The following is a 17,277-nucleotide window of genomic DNA, read 5'->3' as shown; positions in this document are numbered from 1 at the left end:
TCCGGGGTGATGTCATAGCTTGCGGCTAGGTTCGCAATCATGGCCACGAGCACCAAGTCGTCAGCGCGCGCCCGCGGTGCGGGAGGCGGCGGCACGCGCGGTCAGTCGACCCGGCAGAAGACCGCCCCCACCAAGAAGCTCCCGGCGAACCAGACCGTCGTGATCGAGACGAGCGAGCATGCCCTGATCGCCAAGGCGTGGATGGGGCTCGCGCACCTCGTCGGCGGCGCCGCGCGCGCGCTCGGCCCTGAGACGCTCGCCAAAGAGGAGCGGCGAGACGGCCTGCCCTTCTTCCTCGTGCTGCTCGCCGTGGCGGGTGCCGGTGTCGAGTGGTTCTTCATCAACGCGTCGTGGGCGCACGCGCTCGACGCGTGGTCGTTCGGGGGTCTGCTGGGCCGCGTCGCGTTCGTGCTGCCGGTGGTGCTCTTCGTCTTCGCGGTGTGGCTGTTCCGGCATCCCTCGTCGGTGCACGACAACACCCGCATCGGCATCGGGCTCGTCCTCGCGCTGATCAGCGTGTCCGGCCTCTGCCACATCTTCAGCAACCGGCCGCAGGCCGTCGACGGAATGCCGGTGCTGGCGCACGCGGGCGGTGTCATCGGCTGGATGATCGGGGCGTCGCTCATCCACGTCACCACGCAGTACGGCGCGACGGTGATCATGATCGCGCTGCTCGCGCTCAGTCTGCTCATCATCACGAAGACGCCGCCGAATCGCATCGGGCGCCGCCTGCACGAGCTCTACGCCTACCTCTTCGGCGCGAGCCTGCCCACGGAGGAGGAGCGCGAGGCCGCGAAGGCGAGCAAGGCCGAGAAGAGCCGGCCCGTCGAACTCGACGGCACGCGCGAGGACGGCGCTGACGACGAGCCGTCTGAGGACGCCGACAAGCTGCCGTGGTGGCGCCGCAACAAGAGCGGGCGGGAAGAGGACCCCGACTTCGAGCACGACGCGAACGGCTTGACCGACGTCTTCGGCGAGGGCGAGCCTGCGAAGGGCGGCTTCTCCACCGCGCTCGAGCCCGACCCCGAGCCGAGCGGCCTCGACGTCTTCGCCGAGCTCGAGAACGCGGAAGAGGCCGTGAAGCGCTTCACGGGAGAGGTGCCGGCGGGCGCCGCCGCGCTGCGCAGCGACAACATGACCGAGGTCGTCCCCGTCGACGAGCTGCTGCCGCTCAGCGAGAGCGGAGAGGTCGCACCGGTCATCAAGCCGGCCGAGCCCGCCCGGCCCTACGTGCTGCCCTCGGCCAACACGCTGTCGGCGGGCCCCCCGCCGAAGACGCGCTCGGCCGCGAACGACGAGGTCGTCCGCGCGATCACCGAGGTGCTCGATCAGTTCGGAGTCGACGCGAAGGTCACGGGCTTCTCGCGCGGCCCGACGGTCACCCAGTACGAGATCGAGCTCGGCCCGGGCGTCAAGGTCGAGCGGGTCACCGCCCTGTCGAAGAACCTCTCGTACGCCGTGGCGTCGAACGAGGTGCGGATCCTGTCGCCGATCCCCGGGAAGAGCGCGATCGGCATCGAGATCCCCAACACCGACCGCGAGACGGTCTCGCTCGGCGACGTGCTGCGCTCCGCCGCCGCCACCAACAGCAAGCACCCGATGACGATCGGCGTCGGCAAGGACGTGGGCGGGGGCTACGTCGTCGCCAACCTCGCCAAGATGCCGCACCTGCTGGTCGCCGGCTCGACGGGCTCCGGCAAGTCGAGCTTCGTGAACTCGATGATCACCTCGCTGCTGATGCGCGCGAAGCCCTCGGAAGTGCGCATGGTGCTCATCGACCCGAAGCGCGTCGAGCTCACGATCTACGGCGGCGTGCCGCACCTGATCACCCCCATCATCACGAACCCCAAGAAGGCCGCAGAGGCGCTGCAGTGGGTCGTGAAGGAGATGGACATGCGGTACGACGACCTCGCGTCGTTCGGCTTCCGCCACATCGACGACTTCAACAAGGCCGTCGTCAACAACGAGATCGTGCTGCCCCCTGGCAGCGAGCGCCAGCTCAAGCCGTACCCGTACCTGCTGGTCGTGGTCGACGAGCTCGCCGACCTGATGATGGTGGCGCCCCGCGACGTCGAGGACTCGATCGTGCGCATCACGCAGCTGGCGCGCGCCTCGGGCATCCACCTCGTCCTCGCGACGCAGCGACCCTCGGTCGACGTGGTGACGGGCCTCATCAAGGCGAACGTGCCGTCGCGCCTCGCCTTCGCCGTGACATCGGTCACCGACTCCCGCGTCATCCTCGACCAGCCGGGCGCCGACAAGCTCATCGGCCAGGGCGACGCCCTCTTCCTGCCGATGGGCGCGGGCAAGCCGCTGCGGGTGCAGGGCGCGTGGGTGAACGAGTCCGAGATCCAGAAGGTCGTCGACCACGTCACGCGCCAGGCGCGGCCCGACTACCGCCAAGACGTCGTGCCCGTCGAGCAGAAGAAGCAGATCGACTCCGACATCGGCGACGATCTCGAGCTGCTGCTCGCCGCGGCCGAGCTCGTGGTCTCGACGCAGTTCGGGTCGACCTCGATGCTGCAGCGCAAGCTGCGCGTCGGCTTCGCGAAGGCCGGCCGCCTGATGGACCTGCTCGAGTCGCGTGAGATCGTCGGGCCCTCAGAGGGCTCGAAAGCGCGCGACGTCCTCGTCACGGCCGAGCAGCTGCCTGCAGTGCTCGCGAAGATCCGCGGCGAGGATGCGCCGGCGGCGCCTTCTGCGCCGAGTGCTGCGGCCCAGGCATCCCCGGCGGCCGACGGGGGATCCACCTCCGACGACCGCTACGGCGCCGACCCGCTCGCCGAGAACCACGACGGGCTCGAAGAGGTCGAGGCGTCGTCCGATGAGGACGCGTGGGGGCTCACCGGCCGCGACTGAGCGCCGTGTTGTTGCCTAGGCTTGGGGTGTGACCGAGCAGCCACCACGGCCCAGCAACTGGAATCTGCCCAACGCGATCACGATCGTGCGCATCTTCTTCGCGCCGGTCTTCTTCTGGATGCTCCTCGCGGATGGGGGCGCCGACGGCGCGCTGCGCTGGTGGGCGGCGGTGCTGTTCATCGTCGGCATCGCGACCGACGGCATCGACGGGCACATCGCCCGCAGCCGCGGCCTCGTGACCGAGCTCGGCAAGCTGCTCGACCCCATCGCGGACAAGGTACTGACGGGGGCCGCCCTGATCGGGTTGTCGATCATCGGCGAGCTGTGGTGGTGGGTCACGATCGTGATCCTCGTGCGCGAGGTCGGCATCACCGTGTACCGCTTCGCCGTGATCCGCGGCGGCGTCATCCCCGCGAGTCGCGGCGGCAAGCTGAAGACGGTCGCGCAGGCGATCGCCATCTCACTGGCGCTGGTGCCGCTGTGGGCGCTGCTCGGCGACTGGGTGCACTGGGTCAACTGGGTCTTCATGGGCATCGCGCTCGTGCTCACGATCGTCTCGGGGCTCGATTACGCGTGGAATGCGGTCAAGCTGCACCGCCAGCAGGGGGAGGGGACGGATGCCTGACGCGCAGGCTGCTGCAGGGGTCGATCAGACCGCGGCGCTCATCGCGACGCTCGCGGCGCGCGGGCTCACCGTCGCGGTCGCCGAGTCGCTCACGGGGGGTCAGCTGACGGGCGAGCTCACGCGCCCGGCGGGCGCCTCCGCGGTCGTCAGCGGGGGAGTGGTCGTGTACGCGACCGAGCTCAAGCACAGCGTCGTCGGGGTCGACGAGACCCTGCTCAGCGAGCACGGGCCGGTGCATCCCGACGTCGCGCGGCAGCTCGCCGAGCGCGTGCGCGTCGTGCTCGCTGTCGACGGCAAGGCAGCCGACATCGGCGTCTCGACGACGGGTGTCGCCGGCCCCGATGCGCAGGGCGGGCAGCCGGTGGGCACCGTCTTCGTCGGTCTCGCCATCGGGCCCGAGACGCGGGTCGAGGCTCTTCAGCTGGGCGGCGACCGGGCGGGAATCCGCGCCGAGACGGTCGCCGCGGCGGTGCGCAGCCTCGTTGCGGCGCTCGCGGAATAGCCGCCGTTTCGCTCACGTTACTTTTCATACGATTAGCCAGCGGATTGCAGGGAACGTGAACTACAGTGCAACGCAAGAAGCGCTCCGGTCGGGCGCTTCCACCCACGGCCGAATGGTCGGCCGACCGATCAAGAAGGGGGCGCCCATGATCCTGGTACGTCAGGAGATCGGTGACGTTCTTCGGGACTTCCGTCTTCAGAAGGGCCGCACTCTGCGCCAGGTCGCCAGCAAGGCGAGTGTCGCCCTCGGTTACCTCAGCGAGGTCGAGCGCGGCCAGAAGGAGGCGTCGAGCGAGATCCTCGCGTCCGTCGCCGAAGCGCTCGACACCCCGATCTCGGTCATCATGCGCGAGGTCGGCGATCGCTTGGCCGTGCTCGAGGGCATCGAGTCGATGGTGCCCGACGCTCTGCCCGACGACTTCGGTGCGGGCCTCGACGGCGAGCTGGTCAGCCAGCGCTGATCTCATCATCTTCGTTGCGGATGCCCCGGGCTTCGGCCCGGGGCATCCGTCTGTCTACCCTGGAGAGCGATGCGACTGAGTGAATTCAACCGGGCCGTCGAGAACGAGTTCGGCGCGGCGTACGGCGGCCAGCTCGTGCGCGAGCTCGTCATCGTCGAGCTCGGGTCACGCACGGTCGAGCAGGCCCTCGCAGCCGGCGTGCCGCCTCGAGACGCGTGGTTCGCGCTCTGCGAGGCGATGGACGTGCCGATGGCCCGCCGCCACGGCGCAGGGCTCGTCGATCCGGCTAAGCGCACGGGCTGATACGAAATTCGCTCCGTGACACGCCGTGTCGATGTCGAACACGGATTCGACCGTTGCTATCGTGTGTTCAGCGCCGACTTGGTCAGCACAGGCCGAGGCGGTGCCGAGTTTCACACCGATGCGCGTGCACGGACGGCCGATGTCGGACGCTGCGCGTACTGTCGCAGACGTCACCGCAGCTGTCCTTTTTGAAGGGAACGAAATGCCTACTCCAGCCGATCGCGAGAAAGCGCTCGAAACCGCGCTCGCCCAGATCGATCGCCAGTTCGGCAAGGGCTCCGTCATGCGCCTCGGAAGCGATGAGCGCGCCCCCGTCGAGGTCGTCCCCACCGGCTCCATCGCCCTCGATGTGGCGCTCGGCATCGGCGGCCTGCCTCGTGGCCGCATCATCGAGATCTACGGCCCCGAGTCGTCGGGTAAGACGACCCTCACGCTGCACGCGATCGCCAACGCGCAGAAGAACGGCGGCATCGCGGCGTTCATCGACGCCGAGCACGCGCTCGACCCCGAATACGCGAAGAAGCTCGGCGTCGACATCGACTCGCTGCTCGTGTCGCAGCCCGACACCGGTGAGCAGGCCCTCGAGATCGCCGACATGCTGGTGCGCTCCGGGTCCATCGACCTGATCGTGATCGACTCGGTGGCCGCGCTTGTGCCGCGCGCCGAGATCGAGGGTGAGATGGGCGACTCGCACGTCGGGCTTCAGGCGCGCCTCATGTCGCAGGCACTGCGCAAGCTCACGGGTGCGCTCAACCAGACCAACACCACGATGATCTTCATCAACCAGCTGCGCGAGAAGGTCGGCGTCTTCTTCGGCAGCCCCGAGACGACCTCCGGCGGCAAGGCGCTCAAGTTCTACGCCTCCGTCCGCCTCGACATCCGCCGTATCGAGACTCTGAAAGACGGCGCCGACGCGGTCGGCAACCGCACGCGCGTCAAGGTCGTCAAGAACAAGATGGCGCCGCCCTTCAAGCAGGCCGAGTTCGACATCCTCTACGGTGTCGGCATCTCGCGCGAGGGCAGCCTGCTCGACTTCGGCGTCGAGCACGGCATCGTGAAGAAGTCCGGCGCCTGGTACACCTACGAGGGCGATCAGCTCGGCCAGGGCAAAGAGAACTCGCGCAACTTCCTGATCCAGCACGCCGAAGTCGCCGCCGAGATCGAGCAGAAGATCCTGGTCAAGCTCGGTGTCGTGAAGGACCCGAACGCGGTGGCCGAGATCCCCGAAGCCGAGAACGTGGCGAAGCTGCCGCAGCGCAAGGGCGCCTAGCAGGCGGCGTCGACCATGGTCGTCCGGTTCTTCCCGTCCGAGAACGAGCGCTCAGGCGATTCCGGTCGTGAGCGCCGCAACGGGGCACCGCGTGTGCCACGGCGCCCGGCAGGCGAGGCAGAGATCGCCTACCTGCCGGGGGCCGCGCCGAGCGAGCGCGCCCAGGCGGCCGTGGCTGCAGTCCGGTCAGTGGCCGAGGCCGACGCGGCTGCCGCGGCCGGCCATGGCGACGAGCGCGCCCTCGAGAAGAGTCGCGAGAAGGCGGGCAGGCGGGCGGCCAACGTCTCGCTGCACCAGCTCGCCCGTCGTGGCATGTCCCGCTGGGAACTCGAGCAGGTGCTGCGCAAGCGCGAGGTCGATGAGGCCGCCGCGGCTGCCGAGCTCGACCGGCTCGAGAGCGTGGGTCTGCTCGACGACGCCGCTCTGGCCGTCTCGCTCGTGTACGCGGCCCGTGCCCGCAAGGGGCAGGGGCGTCAGGCGATCGAGAGCGAGTTGCGGCGGCGGCACATCGGTGAGAGCGCCATCGAGACGGCACTGGCCGATTACGACCAGGAGGACGAGCTCGAGCGTGCGACCGAGGTCGCATTGAAGCGCGTCACGCAACTGCGTGAGCTCGACGACCAGACTGCCAAGCGGCGCCTGTGGGGCTATCTGCAGCGTCGTGGCTACTCCGGCGATGTGATCGGCATCGCGGTCGGTGACGCGATGGCCACGCGGCGCTGACGCGCCCTGGTTCCGACGCGCGGCGCATCAGTCGGCGCGTGTTGAGCTCGACGCTGGGCGGCGGCGCTCACATCGCCCGCGCAAAACGTAGACTTGACGAACCATGAGCACCGTCACCCCCAGCCGTGAGGCGGGTCGGCCGAGTGAGGCGCCGACCGTGATCGCAATGTCCGACGCCGCTGTCGACGAAGCGGGGCGTCGACGCACCTACGAAGTGCGCACCTACGGGTGCCAGATGAACGTGCACGACTCCGAGCGCCTCGCCGGCTCACTCGAGGCGGCGGGCTATGTTCCGGCGGCCGGCGAAGAGGCCGACATCGTCGTCATCAACACCTGCGCCGTGCGCGAGAACGCCGACAACAAGCTCTACGGGAACCTGGGTCACCTCGCATCCGTCAAGCGCCGTCACGCCGGTATGCAGATCGCCGTCGGTGGCTGCCTCGCCCAGAAGGACAAGAACGTCATCCTCGAGAAGGCGCCCTGGGTCGACGTCGTCTTCGGCACGCACAACATGGGGGCGCTGCCCAGCCTGCTCGAGCGGGCCCGGCAGAACGACGCCGCAGAGATCGAGATCCTCGAAGCGCTCGAGACGTTCCCGTCCACGCTGCCGACGAAGCGCGACTCGAGCTACAGCGGCTGGGTGTCGATCTCGGTCGGCTGCAACAACACCTGCACGTTCTGCATCGTGCCGTCTCTGCGTGGGAAGGAACGCGACCGTCGCCCCGGCGAGATCCTCGCCGAGATCCAGTCGCTCGTCGACCAGGGCGCGGTCGAGGTCACGCTGCTCGGTCAGAACGTGAACTCCTACGGCGTCGAGTTCGGCGACCGTCAGGCGTTCGGCAAGCTGCTGCGTGCTGCCGGGCAGATCGAGGGGCTCGAGCGAGTGCGTTTCACGAGCCCGCACCCGGCTGCCTTCACCGACGACGTCATCGACGCCATGGCCGAGACCCCGAATGTGATGCCGCAGCTCCACATGCCGCTGCAGTCCGGCTCCGACCGTGTCCTGCGCGCAATGCGCCGGTCCTACCGGTCCGAGAAGTTCCTCGGCATCCTCGACCGGGTGCGCGCCAAGATCCCGCACGCCGCCATCTCCACCGACATCATCGTCGGCTTCCCCGGCGAGACCGAAGAGGACTTCCAAGAGACCTTGCGCGTCGTCGAGCAGGCGCGTTTCGCGTCGGCGTTCACCTTCCAGTATTCGATTCGCCCGGGTACCCCGGCCGCGACCATGGCCGCCCAGGTGCCGAAGGCCGTCGTGCAGGACCGCTACGACCGACTGGTCGCCCTGCAAGAGCGCATCTCTTTGGAGGAGAACCAGAAGCAGCTCGGTCGCACGGTCGAGGTGCTCGTCTCCACGGGCGAGGGCAAGAAGGACGGCGAGACGCACCGCATGAGCGGCCGCGCCGAAGACAGCCGGCTCGTGCACTTCGAGGTTCCGGCGGGCTCGCCGACGCCGCGCCCCGGCGACGTGGTGACGGTCGAGATCACGCACGCCGCACCGTTCCATCTGCTGGCCGATGCGCCGGGCGGGGCACCGCTCGCGATCCGCCGCACGCGGGCCGGCGACGCGTGGGATCGCGATCAGGCCGAGGCCTGCGGCATCCCCTCCGGTCACAGCCACGGCGGGGCGGCGGGCGCCGTCTCCCTCGGCATGCCGACCCTGCGCCCCCTGGGCGAATCGACGATCGCAGTGGCGACCTCGCCGATCTACGACCCGAACGACGAGTTGCGCTGAACGTGACCGGCGCGCCGCTCCTCGTCATCGTCGGCGCGACCGGCACCGGCAAGTCCGAATCGGCGATCCGCACCGCCGAGCTGTTGCGCGCACGCGGCGAGACGGCCGAGATCGTCAACGCCGACGCGATGCAGCTCTATCGCGGTATGGACATCGGCACGGCGAAAGTGCCGGAGGCCGACCGGCGGGGCATCCCACACCACCTCTTCGACGTTCTCGACGTCACCGACGAGGCGAGTGTTGCGGCGTACCAGCGCGACGCCCGCGCCGAAGTCGAGGCGATCGCGGCGCGCGGCGCTGTTCCGATCCTCGTCGGCGGCTCGGGACTCTACGTCTCGAGCGTGATCTACGACTTCCGCTTCCCCGGCCGCGATCGCAAGCTGCGGGCGCGCCTCGAAGCAGAGCTCGACGAGCACGGGCCCGGCCTCCTGTTCGCACGGCTCAAGGCCGCCGACGCCGAAACCGCGGCGAAGATCGACCCGGCCAACGGCCGCCGTATCGTGCGCGCGCTCGAGATCCTCGAGCTCGCCGAGCGCGGGCACGGCGCCGCCCTTCCGGCGTCGCCGAGGCTGTGGCGTCCCTCGGTCCTGATCGGCCTGTCGACGCCGCGCGAGCTGCTGGTCGGCAGGCTCGACCGCCGCGTCGAGCAGATGTGGCGCGCGGGCCTCGTCGCCGAGGCGGACCGGCTGCGAAGCGCCGGCATCGAGCGCGGCGTGACGGCATCCCGCGCGATCGGCTATGCACAGGCGCTCGCGCAGCTGCGCGGCGAGCTCACCGAGGCCGAGGCGATCGCCCAGACGCAGGCGCTGACCCGCCGCTACGCGAGGCGCCAGGTCAGCTGGTTCAAGCGCTACGAGCACGTGACGTGGATCGACACCGAGGCGGGGGATGCCGCGAGCAGGGCCCGCCTCGCCGTCGATAGGCTGATCGAATGGCGGTCAAGCTCCACTTCAGCAAGGGTCACGGCACCGGGAACGACTTCATCCTCTTCGCCGACCCCGATGGCTCGCTCGACCTGACGACCGACCAGATCCGGGTGCTCTGCGATCGGCACTTCGGGATCGGCGCAGACGGTGTCATCCGCGCCGTTCGCTCCGCGAACCTCGACGCCGGCGCTGCCGCACTGGTCGAGAACCCGGGCGCCGAGTGGTTCATGGACTACTACAACGCCGACGGCTCCGTCGCCGAGATGTGCGGCAACGGCATCCGCGTGTACACCGAGTTCCTGACGCGCAGCGGCCTTGCCGAGCTCGCCCATGGCGAGATCCTCGCAATCGGAACGCGCGCGGGCGTGCGCGACGTGCAGCGCTCAGCGCTCGGCTATCAGGTCGACATGGGGCTCTGGTCGACCGACGACGACGAGCCGCTGGTCAGCGCGAAGGGGCTCAAGGTGCCGCGGCCCGGCCTCAGCATCGACGTGGGGAACCCGCACGTGGTCGTGGCGCTCTCCGACGACGACGAGCTCGACGGCCTCGACCTGGCCTATGTTCCGGTCATCGACCCCGAGCCGGTGTACGGGGCGAACGTCGAGTTCGTGGTGCCGGGCGACCCGCTCATCAGAGACGGCGTGGGGCACATCAGTATGCGGGTGCACGAGCGCGGTGTGGGCGAGACGCTCTCGTGCGGCACCGGAACCGTCGCCGCCGCTCTCGCGATCCGGCACTGGGCAGGCGACCGCGCCCCTGACGACTGGCGCGTGTCGGTTCCGGGCGGCACGGTTGCGGTGCGGATGTTCCCCGGCGAGGACGGCGAGCATGCCTCGCTCTCGGGTCCGGCCGAGCTCGTGTTCGACGGCGAGGTGACGCTCGCCTGACCGCTCAGTCGGCGTGATGTCGCACGCGCAGCACGCGGAAGCCCTTGCTGGTGGCTGCGCGGGTGGTGCCGAACGGCGTGGGGAGCGACGACTCGAGCCAGCGCTGCAGAGAGTCGGAGCCGAGGTTCCGCGCGACGACGAGCCAGGCATCCGACCCCGGCTCGAGTCGCGGCAGCCACGTCTGCAGGAGGCTGTGCAGCTCGTTCTTGCCGACCCGGATCGGCGGGTTCGACCAGATGGTCATGAACGACACTGCTGCGGGAACATCCTCGGGGCGCACGGCGTTGACGTTGCTGAGTCCGAGTTCGGCCGCGTTGCGGCGCACCAGGTCGAGGGCGCGCTCGTTGACGTCCACGGCCCAGACCGTGGCGTGCGGCGAGGCGAGCGCGAGTGACAGCGCGATCGGACCCCACCCGCACCCCAGATCCAGAAGATCGCCCCCCGGCGGCGGTGTCGGCGTGTTGGCGAGCAGCACGGCGGTGCCGGTGTCGACGTGGTCGGGGCTGAACACCCCGGCGCCGGTGGTGACCGTCAGCTCGCGCCCGGCGAGTCGCACCTCGATGGGCCTCAGCTTCGGGTCGCTTCCCGGTGACGCGCTGAAGTAGTGGTCACCGGAAGACATGTCAGAAACGTACAGCACCGACAGAAGTAGAGTTAATCCTCACATATGACCTCAGATCACACCGCCTCCTCCGGCACCGAGACGCACGCCGACGACGACGTCGTCGCACGGGTGCTCGCGAACGCCGACTCCAAGGCGGCCGGGTACTCCCTCTTCGGCCAGCGAGCGCAGGCATTGCAGACGGGGGATGCCGCAGGCTTCGGCGACACCGACGGCGAGCAGTTCGACCGCGACGAGCGCGCGGCGCTGCGCCGTGTCGGCGGCCTCTCGACCGAGCTCGAAGACGTCACCGAGGTCGAATACCGTCAGCTGCGGCTCGAGAACGTCGTCCTCATCGGCGTCTATTCGGGCGGTTCGCTCGAAGACGCCGAGAACTCGTTGCGCGAGCTCGCAGCACTCGCGGAGACCGCCGGCGCGGTCGTGCTCGACGGGCTCCTGCAGCGGCGCCCGCACCCCGACCCCAGCACGTATCTGGGCCGTGGCAAGGCTGAGGAGCTCGCCGCGGTCGTCGCCCACCTCGGCGCCGACACGGTGATCGCCGACACCGAACTGGCCCCGAGCCAGCGTCGTGCGCTCGAGGACGTGGTGAAGGTCAAGGTCATCGACCGCACGGCGGTCATCCTCGACATCTTCAGCCAGCATGCCAAGAGCCGTGAGGGCAAGGCACAGGTCGAGCTGGCACAGCTCGAGTACCTCTTGCCCCGACTGCGCGGCTGGGGCGAGTCGATGAGCCGCCAGGCGGGCGGCCAGGTCGGCGGCGCGGGCAACGGCATGGGAAGCCGCGGACCCGGCGAGACGAAGATCGAGCTCGATCGGCGGCGCATCCACTCGCGCATGGCCAAGCTGCGCCGGCAGATCAAGGAGATGAAGCCCGCGCGCGAGGCGAAGCGCGCGAACCGCCGGCGCAACGAGGTGCCGTCCGTGGCCATCGCCGGCTACACGAACGCGGGGAAGTCGAGCCTGCTCAACCGCATCACGCGCGCGGGAGTCCTGGTCGAGAACGCGCTCTTCGCGACGCTCGATTCCACCGTGCGTCGTTCTCAGACGGCCGACGGGCGCCCCTACACGCTGGCCGACACCGTCGGATTCGTGCGCAACCTGCCGCACCAGCTCGTCGAGGCATTCCGGTCGACGTTGGAAGAGGTGCAGGACGCCGACGTCATCGTCCATGTGGTCGACGCATCGCATCCCGATCCCGCAAGCCAGCTCCAGACGGTGCGCGACGTCATCGGTGAGGTCGGCGCCGGCGACATCCCCGAGCTCGTCGTGTTCAACAAGGCCGACCTCGTCGACGGCGACACTCGGCTCGTGCTGCGTGGCCTCGTACCCGGTGCCGTCTTCGCGAGCGCTCGCACAGGGGAGGGCATCGACGAGGTGCTCGCGCGCATCGCCTACCTCATCCCCGACCGCTCCGTCCCTGTCGAACTCCTCGTGCCCTACGACCACGGTGAGGTCGTCGCCGCCCTGCACGATCATGGCCGGGTGACGGCGCTCGAGTACACCGAGCAGGGAACGCGTGTCTCCGCACTCATCGACCCGAGCAGGCTGGCGCCGTTCGAGCCGTATCGGCTGCAGGCGGTGGGCCACGAGTGAGGCGCGTGCCGTTCTCGTTCGAGCTGCACCCTGCGCGCTCCCCGCAGATCGCCCGGCAGCTGCCCGACCGCATCGCTCGCCTGGTGGCCGCCGGCCCTGAGTTCGTGTCGGTCACCTACGGCGCGGGCGGCTCGTCGCAGGATGCCTCGCTGGACGTTCTCAAGCACGTGATCGAGCACCACCCGCAGGTGCGCACGATGGCGCACCTCACGTGCGTGGGCTCGACGGTGCAGGCCGCTCACGACACGGTGCGGACGTTCATGGATGCCGGGGTGCACAGCTTCCTCGCCGTACGAGGCGATCTGCCGGCCGGCTCGCCACCTGACGCGTTCCCCGGCGACATCCGCTCGGCGGCGGAGCTCGTGCAGCTGATCCACGCCGTGCAGAGCGAGCGACGCCCCTGGCGCGAAGTGGCGATCCCCGGCACGCCGGGCATCATGCTCGATCGTGACGGGCGCGAGCGCATCGCGATCGCCGTGGCGGCGTTCCCCAACGGGCATCCGTCGTCGCGCTCGTGGCAGCAGGACATCGACACTCTGCTCGCGAAGCAGGCGGCAGGCGCGAATCTCGGGATCTCGCAGATGATCTTCCATGCCGACGACTACTTCCGCATGGTCGACGCCGCCCGTGCCGCCGGCGTCGAGTTCCCCATCCTTCCAGCGATCACGCCGGTGACGACCCCGGCCGGACTCGCTCGCAATCTCGAGCTCTCAGGCGAGCGTGCGCCCGAGGCGTTCGCCGCCGCCCTCGCCGCCGAGCAGAACGAAGCGAGACGTCGTGAGATCGGAGTGGACTTCGCCGCGGACCTGACGCGCCGGCTGCTCGACGGCGGCGCGCCGGGAATCCACCTCTACACGCGCAACATGCACGAGGTGCCGCTGGCGGTGCTCGCGCGCGTCGGCCTCATCGATGAGGCGCGCTTCGCCCAGCTCATCGCTCCCGATTTCACCGGTGCGACACCGGTCGAAGAGCCCGCCTGAGCGGACTCTTCGGGCCCCATGCGTCAGACGGCGCGCAGAACGGCCACGACCTTGCCCAGCACCACGGCCTGGTCGCCCATGATCGGCTCGAACGCCGAGTTGCGCGGAAGCAGCCACGTGTGACCATCGCGCTGCCGGAACACCTTGACGGTGGCTTCGCCGTCGAGCATCGCGGCGACGATGTCGCCGTTGACCGCGTCCTGCTGCTGGCGCACGACCACCCAGTCGCCATCGCAGATCGCTGCGTCGATCATCGACTCGCCCGCGACCTTGAGCATGAACAGGTCGCCGTTGCCGACGAGCCGGCGCGGGAGCGGGAAGACCTCTTCGACCTGCTGGTCGGCCGTGATCGGTACGCCGGCGGCGATGCGGCCGACGAGGGGCACCAGCATCGCGTCGCCCACAAGCGCCTTGGTCTCGAAGTCGTCGGTCTGCTCGGTCGGTGACGGCGGGTCGATCAGGATCTCGAGCGCTCGCGGCCGGTTCGGGTCACGGCGCAGATAGCCCGAGAGCTCGAGCTGGTTGAGCTGGTGCGTGACGCTCGACAGTGAGGCGAGGCCGACCGCGTCGCCGATCTCACGCATGCTCGGCGGGTACCCGCGGGCAGCCAACGACTTTTTGATGACGTCGAGGATGGCGAGCTGCTTGTCGCTGAGGTTCTTGCGGCGCCTGGTGCGCCGTTTGGGCGAAGCGCCAGTGTCTTTGGCGACTGCATCTGTGGTCACGTGAATCCCCAATGTCGGTGGTCCCTGGTTGCATTTCGACCAGTGAGCCACACATTAGCGGCAATCCCCCTCTGTATAGGGGATTTGTTCGAGCGACTCGCCGAAACCGGTGGATAACTTCGCTAGAGACGTGGGACTTGCGCCATAGACAGATCGAAGATAGCTTCGGAATGGTTCGAAAACTCGAATATGCGTTCCGAACCTGGTGACGAAGGTAGAGGTCTACGATGAGCACCATCACTGTGCAGATGTCCGGCGCGGCAGGGCGCCGTCCCGCTCCGTCGGCTGGGGTCGCCCGTTCCCACCTGCGCCTCACCCGCCGCGGTCGCGCGCTGCTTGTCGCTGTCGTCGCCGCTCCCGTGCTTGCCGTGACGGTGTGGTTCGGGCTGAACGGGGGCGGCGCGGCAGCCGACGGTCACTCCGCCGCCCGTCCCGCAGCGGTCGAGCAGGTGACGGTGGCGCAAGGGCAGTCGCTGTGGCAGATCGCGGTCGAGGTCGCACCTCACGACGATCCGCGTGACGTCGTCGCGGCGATCGTCGACATGAACGGCCTGCAGAGTTCCGTCCTGACCCCGGGGCAGACGCTCGCGATTCCCTCGCAGTACTCGAAGTAACGCGCCCCAGCCGGCGGCCCAGGCGACCCAGAGCGCGTGATGCGCCCGCCTACGATGGATGAGTGACGTCACTCTCCGAGCTGCCGATTCGAGACGACCTGCGCGGGCGCGAGCCCTATGGTGCGCCGCAGAGGCACGTGCGCGTCGAGCTCAACGTGAACGAGAACACCCACCCGATCCCCGGCGATGTCCAGGCAGATGTGCTCGCCCGGTTGGCCGAGGCGGTCGCGGGCGCGAATCGATACCCCGACCGTGAGTTCGTCGAGCTGCGGTCGGCTCTCGCCGCCTACCTCGGGCACGGCCTGACACGCGATCACCTGTGGGCGGCGAACGGCTCGAACGAGATCCTGCAGCAGCTGCTGCAGGCGTTCGGAGGCCCGGGGCGCAGGGCGCTCGGCTTCGCCCCGACCTACTCCATGTACCCGCTGCTGGCATCCGGAACCGGAACCGAATGGGTGGCGGGCGACCGCGATGCCGATTACGAACTGTCCGCAGCGCGCGCGGCCGACTGGGTGCGGCGAGTGCAGCCCGACGTCGTCATTCTCTGCTCGCCGAACAACCCGACCGGGACTCCGCTCTCGCTCGACGTCATCGAGTCGGTGTACGACGTCGCCGGCGGGATCGTGATCGTCGACGAGGCGTACGCCGAGTTCTTCCCGGCCGGCGAGCCGAGCGCTCTGACGCTGTTGCCGGGCCGTGAGCGCCTGGTGGTCTCGCGCACCATGAGCAAGGCCTTCGCATTCGCGGGCGTCCGGCTCGGCTACCTCGCGGCGGATCCGGCGATCGCCGATGCGCTGCGCCTCGTGCGCCTGCCGTACCACCTGTCGGCCCTCACGCAGGCGGCCGCGCTCGGAGCCCTGGCCCACTCGGGCGAGATGCTGGCCATGGTCGATGAGATCAAGGTGCAGCGCGACCGGATCGTCGACGGGCTGTCGGCCCTCGGCTACCGGCCCTATCGCACCTGGAGCAACTTCGTGCTCTTCGACCGGGTGGAGAATCCACGCGAGGTGTTCGACGAGCTGCTGGCCGAGGGCATCATCATCCGCGAGATGGGAATCCCGCACAGCTTGCGCGTCTCCGCCGGCACCGAAGCCGAGACCGGCGAGTTCCTCGCTGCGATGGCGCGCTACGTCGAGCGTCACGGCAGGCCACACACGGCGGCGTCCGAGCAGTCCCCGGTAGGCTGACGCCATGACCGCAGGCCCCCGCACCGCCTCCATCACACGCGAGACGAGCGAGTCGCGCATCGAGCTGAGCCTCGATCTCGACGGTTCCGGGCACAGCGACATCCAGACGTCGGTGCCGTTCTACGACCACCTGCTCACCGCGTTCGCGAAGCATTCCCTGACCGACCTCACGGTGCGGGCGAGCGGCGACACCGACATCGATGTGCACCACACCGTCGAAGACACCGGCATCGTCCTCGGGCAGGCGATTCGACAGGCGCTGGGCGACAAGAGCGGCATCGGCCGGTTCGGCGACGCGGTCGTCCCGCTTGATGACGCGCTCGTGCAGGCGGTGGTCGACGTTTCCGGCCGTCCGTACCTCGTCCACTCCGGCGAGCCCGCCGGGTTCGAGCTGCATCTCATCGGCGGCCACTTCACCGGGTCGATGGTGCGCCACGTCTTCGAGGCGATCGCGTTCAACGCAGCGCTGACCGTGCACGTCCGCGTCCTCGACGGGCGCGACCCTCATCACATCGCCGAGGCCGAGTTCAAGGCGTTCGCCCGCGCCTTCCGGCAGGCGAAGGCGTTCGACGCGGCCGTGAAGGGCATCCCGTCCACCAAGGGCGCACTGTGAGTCGCCCCGGCGGGCGCCCGACCGTCGTCGTTCTCGACTACGGCAGCGGCAACGTCCACTCCGCGGCGAAGGCACTCGAGGCTGCCGGCGCCGAGGTCACGGTTACGCGTGAGCGACAGGCCGTGATGGATGCCGACGGGCTGCTCGTTCCGGGCGTGGGTGCATTCCGGGCGGTCGTCGAGCAGCTGAAGGCGGTGCGCGGTGACGAGCTCATCGAGCGGCGACTCGCGGGCGGCCGCCCCGTGCTCGGCATCTGCGTCGGCATGCAGGTGATGTTCGAGCACGGCGACGAGCGCGGCACCGAGACCGATGGGCTGGGCGAGTGGCCGGGCGAGGTCACCGAGCTCGACGCCCCGGTTCTGCCCCACATCGGCTGGAACACCGTCGATGCACCTGAGGGCTCGGTGCTCTTCGCAGGTCTCGAAGACGAGCGCTTCTACTTCGTGCACTCGTACGCCGCGCAGGGCTGGACGCTTGAGACCCAGCCCCCGTTCCCCGCACCGCGGGTGACCTGGGCCGAGCACGGCACCCGGTTCGTCGCCGCCGTCGAGAACGGTCCGCTGAGCGCGACGCAGTTCCACCCCGAGAAGTCGGGTCAGGCGGGCATCCGCCTGCTCGCCAACTGGGTCGAGTCGCTGCGCAGCTGACCCGCG

At 69.3% G+C, this 17,277-nt stretch carries 18 protein-coding genes; 16 read left to right on the top strand and 2 right to left on the bottom strand.

Annotation, left to right across the window (positions count from 1 at the left end):
* Positions 1–39: 39 nt before the first annotated feature.
* The 10 genes from ABD716_RS01420 (at position 40) to dapF (ending at position 10,290) form a co-directional block, all read left to right on the top strand.
* Positions 40–2,859, top strand: coding sequence for an FtsK/SpoIIIE family DNA translocase (locus tag ABD716_RS01420; RefSeq protein WP_344773038.1), 2,820 nt, complete (start codon positions 40–42; stop codon positions 2,857–2,859).
* Between the two features lie 28 nt (positions 2,860–2,887).
* Positions 2,888–3,484 (top strand): CDP-diacylglycerol--glycerol-3-phosphate 3-phosphatidyltransferase, encoded by a 597-nt coding sequence (pgsA, locus tag ABD716_RS01415; protein WP_344773036.1) that lies wholly within the window; start codon positions 2,888–2,890, stop codon positions 3,482–3,484.
* On the top strand, positions 3,477–3,986 hold the full coding sequence (locus ABD716_RS01410) for a CinA family protein (RefSeq protein WP_344773034.1): 510 nt from the start codon (positions 3,477–3,479) through the stop codon (positions 3,984–3,986). The genes pgsA and ABD716_RS01410 overlap by 8 nt, the downstream gene beginning before the upstream one ends.
* 145 nt (positions 3,987–4,131) lie before the next feature.
* Entirely contained in the window at positions 4,132–4,446 is a 315-nt protein-coding gene (locus ABD716_RS01405; protein WP_344773032.1) for a helix-turn-helix domain-containing protein, read from the top strand.
* 69 nt (positions 4,447–4,515) lie between these two features.
* Positions 4,516–4,749 carry a DUF3046 domain-containing protein gene (locus ABD716_RS01400; protein WP_344773030.1) on the top strand — a complete coding sequence of 78 codons (234 nt, stop codon included), beginning with the start codon at positions 4,516–4,518 and terminating at the stop codon, positions 4,747–4,749.
* A gap of 202 nt (positions 4,750–4,951) precedes the next feature.
* Positions 4,952–6,019 carry a recombinase RecA gene (gene recA, locus ABD716_RS01395; RefSeq protein ID WP_344773028.1) on the top strand — a complete coding sequence of 356 codons (1,068 nt, stop codon included), beginning with the start codon at positions 4,952–4,954 and terminating at the stop codon, positions 6,017–6,019.
* Positions 6,020–6,034: 15 nt separating this feature from the next.
* Positions 6,035–6,742, top strand: coding sequence for a regulatory protein RecX (locus ABD716_RS01390; RefSeq protein ID WP_344773026.1), 708 nt, complete (start codon positions 6,035–6,037; stop codon positions 6,740–6,742).
* Positions 6,743–6,845: 103 nt separating this feature from the next.
* On the top strand, positions 6,846–8,477 hold the full coding sequence (miaB, locus tag ABD716_RS01385) for a tRNA (N6-isopentenyl adenosine(37)-C2)-methylthiotransferase MiaB (RefSeq protein ID WP_425553367.1): 1,632 nt from the start codon (positions 6,846–6,848) through the stop codon (positions 8,475–8,477).
* Positions 8,478–8,479: 2 nt separating this feature from the next.
* Complete coding sequence (gene miaA / locus ABD716_RS01380) at positions 8,480–9,496, top strand: tRNA (adenosine(37)-N6)-dimethylallyltransferase MiaA (RefSeq protein WP_344773024.1); 1,017 nt, start codon at positions 8,480–8,482, stop codon at positions 9,494–9,496.
* On the top strand, positions 9,409–10,290 hold the full coding sequence (gene dapF / locus ABD716_RS01375) for a diaminopimelate epimerase (protein ID WP_344773022.1): 882 nt from the start codon (positions 9,409–9,411) through the stop codon (positions 10,288–10,290). The genes miaA and dapF overlap by 88 nt, the downstream gene beginning before the upstream one ends.
* A 4-nt stretch (positions 10,291–10,294) precedes the next feature.
* Here dapF and ABD716_RS01370 read toward each other — a convergent pair whose 3' ends face one another.
* Positions 10,295–10,912 (bottom strand): class I SAM-dependent methyltransferase, encoded by a 618-nt coding sequence (locus ABD716_RS01370; protein ID WP_344773020.1) that lies wholly within the window; start codon positions 10,910–10,912, stop codon positions 10,295–10,297.
* Positions 10,913–10,957: 45 nt separating this feature from the next.
* Between ABD716_RS01370 and hflX the strand changes: the two genes are divergently transcribed.
* Together hflX and ABD716_RS01360 are read left to right on the top strand one after the other, a co-directional pair.
* Entirely contained in the window at positions 10,958–12,505 is a 1,548-nt protein-coding gene (gene hflX / locus ABD716_RS01365; RefSeq protein WP_344773018.1) for a GTPase HflX, read from the top strand.
* Positions 12,506–12,510: 5 nt separating this feature from the next.
* Positions 12,511–13,485: a methylenetetrahydrofolate reductase gene (locus ABD716_RS01360; protein ID WP_344773016.1), complete on the top strand. Its 975-nt coding sequence runs from the start codon at positions 12,511–12,513 to the stop codon at positions 13,483–13,485.
* A 23-nt stretch (positions 13,486–13,508) separates the two neighbouring features.
* On the opposite strand, the gene lexA is transcribed toward ABD716_RS01360, so the two are convergent.
* Positions 13,509–14,210, bottom strand: coding sequence for a transcriptional repressor LexA (gene lexA, locus ABD716_RS01355; protein ID WP_344773014.1), 702 nt, complete (start codon positions 14,208–14,210; stop codon positions 13,509–13,511).
* A 227-nt stretch (positions 14,211–14,437) separates the two neighbouring features.
* On the opposite strand from lexA, the gene ABD716_RS01350 reads away from it, so the two are divergent.
* The 4 genes from ABD716_RS01350 to hisH all read left to right on the top strand — a co-directional run bounded on the left by ABD716_RS01350 (position 14,438) and on the right by hisH (position 17,271).
* Positions 14,438–14,824: a LysM peptidoglycan-binding domain-containing protein gene (locus ABD716_RS01350; RefSeq protein ID WP_344773012.1), complete on the top strand. Its 387-nt coding sequence runs from the start codon at positions 14,438–14,440 to the stop codon at positions 14,822–14,824.
* 62 nt (positions 14,825–14,886) lie between these two features.
* The gene (locus ABD716_RS01345) at positions 14,887–16,011 is read left to right on the top strand and encodes a histidinol-phosphate transaminase (RefSeq protein ID WP_344773010.1); all 1,125 of its coding nucleotides are present in this window, start codon (positions 14,887–14,889) and stop codon (positions 16,009–16,011) included.
* A gap of 4 nt (positions 16,012–16,015) precedes the next feature.
* Complete coding sequence (hisB, locus tag ABD716_RS01340; protein WP_344773008.1) at positions 16,016–16,624, top strand: imidazoleglycerol-phosphate dehydratase HisB; 609 nt, start codon at positions 16,016–16,018, stop codon at positions 16,622–16,624.
* Positions 16,621–17,271, top strand: coding sequence for an imidazole glycerol phosphate synthase subunit HisH (gene hisH, locus ABD716_RS01335; protein WP_344773006.1), 651 nt, complete (start codon positions 16,621–16,623; stop codon positions 17,269–17,271). Before hisB ends, hisH begins: the two co-directional genes overlap by 4 nt.
* The last annotated feature ends 6 nt before the right edge of the window (positions 17,272–17,277 follow it).

Origin of the sequence: Gryllotalpicola kribbensis, from assembly GCF_039538245.1 — a bacterium.
Lineage (GTDB): Bacteria > Actinomycetota > Actinomycetes > Actinomycetales > Microbacteriaceae > Gryllotalpicola > Gryllotalpicola kribbensis.
The sequence above is the reverse complement of the archived record's forward strand: the minus strand, read 5'-3'. Positions and strand labels throughout refer to the sequence as shown.